General features: G+C 63.0%; 4 protein-coding genes. 1 reads left to right on the forward strand and 3 read right to left on the reverse strand.

Annotation, left to right across the window (positions count from 1 at the left end; genetic code table 11):
* Window positions 1–345 precede the first annotated feature (345 nt).
* Window positions 346–6,246, reverse strand: a complete 5,901-nt coding sequence (locus C1M51_RS03200) for a discoidin domain-containing protein (protein WP_165349641.1) — start codon at window positions 6,244–6,246, stop codon at window positions 346–348.
* Window positions 6,247–6,875: 629 nt separating this feature from the next.
* Here C1M51_RS03200 and C1M51_RS18980 point away from each other — a divergent pair.
* Window positions 6,876–8,522, forward strand: coding sequence for a polysaccharide lyase (locus tag C1M51_RS18980; protein WP_165349642.1), 1,647 nt, complete (start codon window positions 6,876–6,878; stop codon window positions 8,520–8,522).
* A 330-nt stretch (window positions 8,523–8,852) separates the two neighbouring features.
* On the opposite strand, the gene C1M51_RS03215 is transcribed toward C1M51_RS18980, so the two are convergent.
* Window positions 8,853–9,878 carry a glycosyltransferase gene (locus C1M51_RS03215; RefSeq protein WP_165349643.1) on the reverse strand — a complete coding sequence of 342 codons (1,026 nt, stop codon included), beginning with the start codon at window positions 9,876–9,878 and terminating at the stop codon, window positions 8,853–8,855.
* Window positions 9,879–10,007: 129 nt separating this feature from the next.
* Window positions 10,008–11,240 (reverse strand): glycosyltransferase, encoded by a 1,233-nt coding sequence (locus C1M51_RS03220; protein WP_129448204.1) that lies wholly within the window; start codon window positions 11,238–11,240, stop codon window positions 10,008–10,010.
* Window position 11,241: the final 1 nt, after the last annotated feature.

The raw sequence follows: 11,241 nt of genomic DNA on the forward strand, positions 1-11,241 counted from the left end.
GACAAGCGAGGCCCGAACGCCGCTGTCTTCTGCGATCCAGCCGATGGAGCCGATGCGGCAGCCAATTCATGGCAGTTGATGCAGCGACTTGCCGTCGTCGGCAACGGGGTCTCGTGTCCGACGATGTACCCCGCGAGCATCTGCTGCCCGACATACAGGCGAGCACCGAGAGCTTGTTCCGCCGGCTGAGCGAAAGGCACAGCCGGAACTGCCCCCAATCCCAGCAGCAAGCCCGTCCAGACCGTCAACCACGCCAGAGGGCACCTGCCGCTGTTGTATTCCTTCAGCGCACGAAGCCCACTTCGCGCGGCAGAACGATACCCGACAGCGGTCATTCCTTTCCGTTCACGGCGGCGTAAAGGTCACGGTGCGTTCTGTCGCGTCGTTGGTGAACGTACCTTGAGCCACTACCGTCCAGTTGGTGCCGTCTGGACTCGTCAGGAACCGCCAGCCCGCGATCCGGCCAACGCTCAGGTTCTGCCTCGGCAGGTACTTGAATCCACCCACCGACCTCGCCGTGCCCAGGTTCACCGTGAAGGTATGCGGCGGCGGCGGGCTGGCTGCCTGCCACTGCGTGTGCCAGAACGTCGTTGTGCTGCCGTCGATCGCGTTCGTCGCCGCGCCGTTCTCGCCTTGCGTCTCCTGGCTGTCGGCCACCACCGTCCACCCCGTGCGCGGAATGACCGCTCCGGTCGCATCCAGCAGGTTGAACTCCGCCATCGTCGTGTACGCCCGCCCCATCACCTCCGACAGAGCCTCCAGCCTCACGTACTGTGTACCGCCTCCACCGCTGGCGGCCGTGACCGTCCAGACGAAAGCTCGATTGGCCACACCTCCACGGCCATCGCTGACCTGGGCGACAACGTTGTAGGTGCCGGCCACCGTCGGGCTCCCGGCGATCAGGCCCGTTCCGGCATTGATGGCCACGCCCGCCGGCAGCCCGGTAGCCGAGTAGGTCAGCGCGTCTCCGTCCGGGTCGGTCGCGCTCAGTGCCAACGTAGCGCTCTGCCCGACCGTCGTCGAGAGATTCGCAACGGCTGTCAGCACCGGTACCTGGTTCGTCGGTGCCTGGAAGGTCACGGTGCGTTCTGTCGCGTCGTTGGTGAACGTACCTTGAGCCACTACCGTCCAGTTGGTGCCGTCTGGACTCGTCAGGAACCGCCAGCCCGCGATCCGGCCAACGCTCAGGTTCTGCCTCGGCAGGTACTTGAATCCACCCACCGACCTCGCCGTGCCCAGGTTCACCGTGAAGGTATGCGGCGGCGGCGGGCTGGCTGCCTGCCACTGCGTGTGCCAGAACGTCGTTGTGCTGCCGTCGATCGCGTTCGTCGCCGCGCCGTTCTCGCCTTGCGTCTCCTGGCTGTCGGCCACCACCGTCCACCCCGTGCGCGGAATGACCGCTCCGGTCGCATCCAGCAGGTTGAACTCCGCCATCGTCGTGTACGCCCGCCCCATCACCTCCGACAGAGCCTCCAGCCTCACGTACTGTGTACCGCCTCCACCGCCGCCGGGCGTGCTCGTCGGGGCGGTGGCTTCCTCGGCGCCGATCTGAGCGACATACGACGCGACGTTGGACAGTTCAGTCGCCGTCAACACGATCGCCGTGTGCGCCTGGATGGCTGCAGTCACACTTGCCGCAGACCCGTCATGCAGATAAGGTGCCGTGGCCCAAACATCGCGAAGCGTCGGTGTGTCGATCCCCGTCAACGTTCCGCCCAAACGGTTGCCGCTGGAGGCCTTGAGCGTGCCAATGTCTCTCAATGTACTGGCTCCGCTCTCGGTGAACGCCGTTCCAGAATGGCATGTCGAGCACTTGCTGGCGAACACGGCCTGGCCTGCTGTCCCAGCTGCGGTGAGACTACCGTCTGCGTTGCGATTCGGCGTCGGCGCGAACGTATTGAGCGAGCCCACGTAGGCCGCCAGCGCGTCAAGGTCTGCGCTGACCCCGGCCTTCGTTGTGCCCAACGGCTGAGACCGTGTTCCGGTATTGAACTGCACGTCCGTCATCAGCCCGGCGCCTTGCGCAAGCGTTCGGATCTGCCCCTCGAAATCCTGGATCTCGTCGAAATTTCCGCTCCAATGCTTGAAGCCCTGTCCACCAGCCCGACCGCGCAGGCTGATCGTGTTGCGCAGCCCTTCTCCCAGGCTGCTCAGGTCCCATGTGCGCCCATCGTGCCCACCATCGTTGTGGCAAGCCGCGCAACTCATGTACGCATCGCGAGACAACCGGGTGTCGCGGGCATCGTAGAAGAACTGCTTGCCCGTCAGAACCACGGCCGAGAGCTTCTCGACGGCGACCGCGTCGACGGCTGCAGACGCAGGCACGCTGAACTCGCCATACCGAACCAGCCGCGTCAGATCGAAGACCCCCAGAGTCCGATCCATGAAGTTGTTGACATACAGGGTCAAGCCGTCGGGCGAGACGGCGACCCCATCGGGTGCGCGCCCCGCATCGAAGCGGAACAGTTCGACTTCCCGGACCGGATCAATCACCGCGACGTGACGGCTCGTCTGCAACGCGACGAACAGATACGCCCCGGTCGGGTGGAAGGCCGCGGCACTGGCGAGACTCGAGTTGTCGTGATCGACGCGGGCCGCATAGTCTTCCGCGAAGGTCACCAGGTCGATCCTCGAGGTGATCGCGCGCACCGTGCTTTCGAAGTTCAGGGCCAAGCCGTCGCGCCGGGTTCCGCGCTTGACGTTGTCCTGTTTCGATGGGACCCAAGCACTCTTTCCGTCCGGTGCAATCACTGGCGACGCCAGATAGTTCGGAATACCGCGACCCTGCAGCGTGGTGTCCGGCAAGTCGCTGTGCTGCAGGACGATGGTGCGCTCGATCGCCATGGCGGACGTCACCACCACCACCTCACCGCCACGCTTGACCCCGGCCACCTCGGTCTGAACGACTGTGCTCCCCTCACCCGGCAAGGGCGGCGAAATGAATCGCGAAACGAAGACGCGATCGCTCGCAACGGGGATCGAAAGATGGCGAGCATTGGCGCCTACCGCGGCCGATCCCAAAACAGCCCCCGAGCTGACGTTCAGTTTCAGCAGCTGGCCGCTGGCTTCCAGCGCAACATAGGCAGCGCTGCCATTCGGCGCGAAGGCAAGTCCGTAGGGCATCGAAGCCCGAGGCAGTGCAATCGTCTGAACCACCGACAGGCTGCTGGGACTGATGACGCTGATGCTCGAGCCGCTCTTGTTGGTGACCCACACGCGACCATCGGGAGCCACAGCCAAGGTCCGCGGATCGACCCCGACCGCGACTTCGGCCACCTTGTTGTAGGTCACGCCATCGAAGACGCTGACGCTGTCGTTATCTTGGTTGACCAACCAGACCCGCGGGTTCTGCCCAGCGCGGGTCTCGACGACGACGTTGGTCGATCCGCTCGGACGAGTCGATCCTGAGATCGCTCCATAGATTGCCTGCGTGAAGCTGAGCGTTTTCACCGCACCCGAAGTCGATAGCGCAGTGACCGTCACGGTATAAAGACCCGGTGCGGCATAGAGGTGCGTGACCGTGGCCGCTGTCGAATAGGCGGTCTCCGGCGTTCCGTCACCGAAGTCCCATCGGTACTGGACCCCGGCGCCCATGTTCGATGTGACATTGAATGTCGCGGTCCCGCCCGCCACGACAGGCGGAGCCAGCACGGGATTGATCACCGGCTGGACCGGGATCACCGTCCAGGCGAACGCGGTGGTATCACTGGCACCGTTTCCATCCTGGGCTGTGACCGTCGGGCTGTAGTTTCCGGCGGTGTTCACGGTGCCGCTGATCACACCGGTGCTCGCAGAGATGTTCAGCCCCGCGGGCAGGCCCGACGCGGAATACGTCAGCGTGTCTCCGTCGGGGTCGCTCGCAGAGATGCCGAGCGTCACGGTCTGACCCTGCGTGTGCGACTGAGCGCCAGGCGAGTTGACCGTCGGCGCCTGATTCGCCCCGGGTACCGTGAACAGCACGGTCTTCTCCACCGCTCTGGCGCCCATGGTGCTGAAGTCCCCGGTGGCGACCGGAACACCCCAATTGATGCCGTCGGCGCTGACGTAGAAGCGGAACTGCGCGATCGTGCCATTGGCGCCCGACTGACGAGGCAGGTACTTGAAGCCGCCGACATTGCGCACGGCGCCGAGGTTCACCGTGAACGTGTGCGGCGGCGGCGGATTGGCGCCGGACCACTGCGTATGCCAGAACGTCGCGGTGTTGCCGTCGATCGCGTTGGCCGCCGGAGCATTCTCGCCCTGCGTTTCCTGGCTGTCCGCGCTCACGGTCCATCCGGTGCGTGAAATCGTTGCGCCGTTGGTGTCGAGCAGGTTGAACTCGGCCATCGAGGCCCAGGCACCTCCATTGATCTCGGTCACCTCTTCCAGGCGGACATAGCGCACCGAGATCGGGCCCGAGGTGGCTCCGACCACGTTCCACATGAAATCCGTGCTGGTCTCGCCGGAAGTGGTCGCCGCGAAAATGCTGACCTTGAAATCACCACCTGCACTCGGTGTACCGGTGATGCTGCCGGTGGTCGCGTTCATGCTCAGACCGGGAGGCAGCCCCGTCGCCCTGAACGTGATGCCCAAACCGTTCGGGGCGGTCGCGGTCGTGCTCAGCGAAACGGGGACGCCGGCCGTTCCGGCCTGCGTTCCCGGCGACTGCAGTTGCGGAGCAGTGCCAGCACCGATGCGCACCGTCTTCGCCACCGAGGGAACGCCTTGCCCGTCGATCGCGAAGAGCATGTACTGGCCCGGCAGCGCAATGCCCGGATTGGTCGGCACGTCGATGCTGTAGCTGTTCGTGCCGGTCGACGCAAACGCTAGCGGGATGCGCCGCTGGTCGTTGTTGACGGTGTGCGTCGTCGAAGACAGGCGAATCAGGACGAAAGATGTGACGGCCGAGCTTGTGGTCACGGCCATCTTCTTGCCGTACTCCACCTGCACCGGAAACGTGTTGATGACGGGGCGCGTCGCCGCACTGCCGTCCGAGTTCATCAGGTAGTTGGGCGTCAGGATTTGTACGTCGGGGTGATTGCCTGCACAACCCTGTCCGCACAAGCCGCCGCCGGCCGACAGCACCCGACCATCGTGAAGCAACAGCGCAACACCGTGGTAATTGCGTGGCACGGTCATGGCTGGCATCGCCGTGAAGGCTTCCGTCACGGGGTCCCATAGTTCCGGGATCAGCACCGAACGATCGTCGGAGAAGGGGACTGGGCGTGTCTGCCCCCCTACGATCAGGACCTGGCCGTTGGGCAACACCACGCTGTTGTGAAAGGCGCGCGCGTAACTCATCGGCGCAATCTTGCGCACGCTCAAACCGGCGTTGACGTCGATCACGTACGAACTCGCCGTGGCGTCGACGTTCTCGTAGGCGGGCGCACCACCCGTCTTGAGAATCTTGCCAATGTCGTACATCACGGTGGAACCGTTGATTGCGTACGCATCGTCGCCGCGCGTTCCCGCGGGAACGCTGGATCCATTGCCCTGAGTGTTGATCCAGTTCATGTTGGCGCTCGGGCCCGCATGAAGCACCTGCCCGGTGCCGGTCGGGATCAACCACATGTGGTTGTCTCCCCGGAAAATTCCGCCCGGGTCCGGCCCCACCATCGGGTTCACGGCCACGCCGGTCAGGCGCCGCCAACCGCCCGCCTCTGTCCAGATTTCGGCGTGCTTGTTGCCTTGCCCGCCATTCCACGAGCCCCCGAGCGTCAGGATGGAACCATCCTGCAGGATCGTGTTGGCCTGGTAGGCGCGCGGAATGTTCATGGCTGCCGCGGCAGCCCACGCCCCGGTTGCCGGGTTGTAGATGCTGGTAGTCCCCGCGCTCGATCCGCCGCTGACCAGCAACCGCCCGTCCGGCAAGTTGGTCGTGCCGGGACAGAACATGTTGTGGTTGGTCTCGTTGATCAACCTTTCGGTTGCCATATTCGTGGCCGGATCGAACAGCGTCGAATAGGTATTCCCGGCGGTGCTTGTGAAATCAAAGCGGCTGTCGGCCGACCACATCAGAACCTTGCCGTTCGGCAGGTTCGCAGCAGCAGACGGCACCAGGGTGAGCGGGACAGGGGCCGACCAGACGGCCTGGGCCGGCGCGGCGATGGCGGCGATGCGTGCCTTGGCTGAAGAAGCCGCGGTCGCCTCGGAGGCATTATCAGTTTCGCCCCCGCCGCAAGCCGAGATCAGCAGGCAAGCCGACACCGCTAGCCCCGGACCGATGCGTCGAATGGCCTCCCCGGTCAGTATTTGTCGATTTCTCACTGAATCTCGTTTCGATAATAGGGGAGTCAGAAGTCGCCGTACGTTGCTGCGTCGCACCAAGCCACACCTCAGCAACTCCACAGCTGCAGTGGCAAGAACGATATTAGGCGGCCATCCGCGGTGAGGCACCCCCGCAGCCGGGGGTAAATGCCAAGGGTCTCTGGCTGCAGTTGTGCAAGACGACATGCATGCCGCCCTCTGCTGCGGCCTCACTCAGGAACACCCGGGCCGGTTTCCCGACACGCCCGGAGTCCGCATGCCCGCGCGCTGAAGGCAAGAACGCCTTTCACGCAGCTTCGACTCTCTGCAAGAAACGTAACAGGACGTCGTGAGACCTGCCAGCGGACGCGCCCGCGACCGCTGCGCTCCCCCCCTAAAACCGAAGAGGCGGCTCCCACGCAGAAGCTGGCCCGCAATCGCCTTGTTACGCCGTCACCAGCCTGTTACATGACGCTGCCCGCCCCTCCCTAGCATCCATCCCATCGGTTCACGAACACCGACTGACGTGTGACGGAATAAACCCCGGACACACATCGAGTCAAAAGATTGGCAAATAGATAATTCGAATTCTCAAGTATTGCGCCCGTCCCGCGACATTGTTTTTAAAGATATATCCAGGAGTTTGATTCATGCAGCAATTTGACGGGACACGCCTGAGTATCATTGCGCAATTGATTGCTACAGCGTTTGCAGTGTCCGCTTGCGGTGGCGGTGGCGGCGGCGGCGGTAGCGACTCAGTCGTCGACAGCGGCGCCAGCACCTCCGGGAACCCGGTCACGGTTCCGAGCGACCCGACAGACACCGAGGCGGACAACGGTGGCTCGACTTCGACGGCGAGCGGCGGATCCGCCTCGACCCCCACCAAGACGACGATTGCCGCCGCGGCTCCCGTTGCACCGAGTGGCGTCTACAGCTTCCTGGCGTACGAAAAATACGCTTTCACCGTCAGTGGCACGCAACTCGTCCGTTATGGATCGGGCAGCACCTGGATCGCGAAGACCGTCACCAATGGCGGGCAATGCACCAACCAGTACTTCGGGGTCGACCCCGCGCCTGCCACGTACAAGCGTTGCGAAGTGCTGGTCACCACGACCGCTGCGGCGCCTGCCGGGACCTATACGCATCTCGCCTACGAGAAGTATCCGTTCTCAGTCACTGGGACGCAGATCGTTCGCTACGGCTCCGGCTCGACCTGGATTTCACGCTCCGTGACCGGCAGCGGACAGTGCACGAATCAGTTCTTCGGCAAGGATCCGCTGCCTGCCGTGTACAAGCGTTGCGAACTGCTGGTTCAAGCTTCATCGGCTCCTGCGCCCAGCCCCGCACCCGCACCCGCACCCGTCGCCGCAGCACCGGCGCCGGCCGTGACTGACCCGGCGCCGGCACCGGCGCCCGCGCCGACTCCCGCACCCGCACCCTCGACCTCCACGACAACGACCGTCGCCCCCGGAGACGTCTTCGCCGAACTCAACGCGAACAACGCGTTCGCTTCAGACAGTGACGGTGCCGGCCTTGAATGCAACGGCAAGAACACGTCGATTCGCAGCCTCTCCGAGGCAGGTTTCAGCGGCTCCTATCTCAGCGATGTGCTCAGTTCGACCCGCTTCGGCAAGGCGGCCGACCCCGAAAACGCAGGTCGCCAGACCTTGATGGTTCGTCCCAACATCAATGACGGCCTGACGGCCGGGGCGCCGCGGTGCGAGGTCAGCTGGTGGACCACGCAAGCCGGGGCGCTCAAGTCGAAGACTGACATCTGGTACGCCTTCGGACTCTATCTGCCTAACTGGAAGACGACGTCCGAGGAAGGCATCATTTCGCAGTGGCATCAAGCGGGTAATACGGTGAACCCCTTCATGGCCATCGGCATCGCCGGCGACAAGATCAATTTCTACGCACGCTACAACGCGAATACGAATCCGACGCAATCGGGGAATTCGACTCGCAGCTGGAACACCAGCGGTCTGCCGATCAACAAGTGGACCTATTTCGTGATCAAGGCAAAGATCTCACCCTTCGCCAGCGATGCTCCGTACTTCAAGGTGTGGCGCGACGGCACGCAGATCATCGACTACTCGGGTCCCCTGAGCTACAACTCGCCGACCAACCCGCCCTGGGCGAAATTCGGCCTCTATCCCTGGGGCTACAACACGAGCGGCAATGGCTGGTCGACTGATTTCCCGACCAAGACGCTGCTGTTCAGGAGCCCGACCTTCGTGCACGACCCGAGCGGCAAGTACAAGGAGGCCGACATCCGCTCCTACGTGAAGGCTCGTTGAGACAGCACCTCGTCGGAGCCCGCTCCGAGATCGGCCCAGTCCGGCTGACCTGCATACCAGAAGTAAAGCATTGCGCTGCCAAGACTTGCCGGAGCTTCGATTCGATCGAAGTTCCGGCAAGCCGGACAGCGCAGCGGCATTTGAGCTCAGCGCGGAGGCGAAGGTCGGAATGGCATGCCGGCGCCCCGCTGTGGATTCGCCGACGCACGTGGAGATCGCGCAGTCACGCGTACAGCCGCACGGGGCGTAGATGAGCCTTACCAGCACGTGGCTCGGCGAAATGCGCCATCCGTCCTTGCTACATCGCTCCGAAGCATCGGCGAGCGCTGGCTAGATGCGTGAGAGCCTCTCGTAGATCGCCTCTATCTTCGGCAGCACAACATCCTTGCTGAACTCGGTCTCGACGCGCCTTCGCGCGGCTCGGCCCATGAAAGGCAGCAGATGTCGATCCGCTGCCAAGTGCAGGATCGCATCGAGGATGCTTTCGACATCTCCAGGCTTGACCAGAAGACCTTCCACCCCCGAATCGATCATCTCGGGAATGCCGCCAACGCGCGTTGCCACGACCGGGATCGACCAGCTCATGGCCTCGAGGATGCTGACGGGCATGCCTTCGTTGCGTGACGGCAGGATATAGACATCCGCGGCCCGCAAAAGCTCCAACTTTCGTTCGCCATCAACCCAACCGATGACAGACACCGCATCGGCAACATCGAGATCCGCCGCCATGCGCCTGGCCTTGTCCACCTCTCCATGTCCTGCAATGGTGAGTCGAACGTCGTAACCGGCACTTCGCGCGCGGGCGACGGCCGGGATCAGTTCGAAAACACCCTTGTTCGATCCCACGAACCCCAAGAAGAGCAAATTGAGCGCTTGCTCCGCAAGCTGCGGTGTCGGGTCAACCGGCTCTATTGTCGGCAACACGACGTAATTCGGAACGATGGCAACTTCTGCCGTCGGCGCAATCCGCAAGACGAATGTGCGCCACACTTCTGACAGCACGACCACGCAGGAGAATCGCGACAGCACCCAACCGGCAATCCGTTGCCCGACGAGCGGCAAACGATCGATATGCCCGCTGATATGGCCACTGTGTAGGTGGAAGATGACTGCATGCCCAAACAGGCGGGCGATCAACCCGAAGATCGACTTTCGCCAGAAGCTGCCACCGGCCGCGGCATGAATATGCGTGAACAAGACCTGACCGGACAGGTTAAGAGAGAGGAATCTCGTCATGGCCCGCACAATGGCGCCCAGCCGCCGCACCATCGAGCCTTCCACGTGAGTCGCGATCAGCAGCACGTTCCAGCGCTCGAACAGGCCGTCCCGTGCGTAGGCTTCCACGACGGCACGCATACCCCCTCGTGCTGCAGTGCACAGCATCAGGACTCTCTTGTTCTTCGGCGTCGCAGTCATGAGGACTCAATCGCGAGCGCTGCATCGCATGAGCATGCGACGGTCTCCTCGGGGTGTTCTTATTGCTTCTTACGCAGCCAACGAGCGTTTCGATTCACTGCGCAACAAGCTCTTGTACCGATCGTACACGCGTGTACCGATGGCGCGGTAAGAGCGGTTCTCGAGGACGTAAGCTGGACCTCGGGTCGCATTTCGGAGCGTCTCGTCGGCGTCCCTCCACATCGAAATGATGGCCGTGGCGAAGGCCGATTCATCCCAGGCGACGCATTTTCCAGTACCGCTGTCCTCGATCAAAAGACTCTGCTCGGGGTGCTCGTTTGCCAGCACCGGCATGCCTAATGCCATGTACTCGACAAGCTTGGTCGGTGACGTCGAATTGAGAATGAACATGGGGAAGAACGGCGACACGCAGACGAACGACTCTCTCAGCTTGTCCCACGCCGCCGCTCTGGGCAGAAACCCGGTGATCGTGATCGCCTCGCTGACACCCAGACGATCCGCTTCGCCGAAGATCAGCGAGCGCTCCTCCCGGGACTCCGCGGCACCGACCAGCAACAATCCCGCGTCGGGAACGACCTTGCGGACTTCGGCGATCACGCGCACCATGAAGTCGAGACGCCGCCCAGTGGTCAACGTGCCCAGATATGACACGACCAGCCGTTCGGACCGGGGGCGCAAAGACGAGTACTTGTCGATATCTTCCGCTTTGATCTGAACCCCCATCGGGACGCTCGTCATCTTCGATGGCGGGATGCCATAGTGCGCAACGTCTCGCTTCATCTGTTCGCTTTGAACGAACACGTGATCGACAAGTCGCAAGCCGGTTCTGTACAGCAGCCACACGCCGAGCCAGCCACGAAACTGCAGAACACGCTTCTTCAGCCCCCGACTTCTGCTCGCTTCTTCCATGCTCGATTCCGGAAACGGAAAAGACAGCCAGTAGCTCTTGATCGACGTTCCGAACAGCGATGCCAGCTTGACCAGCCAAGCTCCGCCGATCTCGTCTCGGCACTGAATGATGTCCCAGGAGCGGCGCCACGCGAGCGACAGGAATGTGGCGTAACCCATGACAAGGTAGACGCAGTTGATCAGCTTGCCCACCAGCCCCCCGCGGGCGTAGAAAGGCGTGACCACCACAGCGCAGCGGGCCATCCGTCGCACCGTCGTGGTCTGTGCGTGACGCTCGCTACGCATGACAGCGACGCACCGAACTCCATGCCGCGGCAACTCGGTGCCGAACAACTCCGTCACATCAGGGCGGAATGAAGGAAAGCGTTCGCGAACCAGATACAGAATATTCATC

This window comes from Methylibium sp. Pch-M, from assembly GCF_004136295.1.
GTDB lineage: Bacteria > Pseudomonadota > Gammaproteobacteria > Burkholderiales > Burkholderiaceae_C > Methylibium > Methylibium petroleiphilum.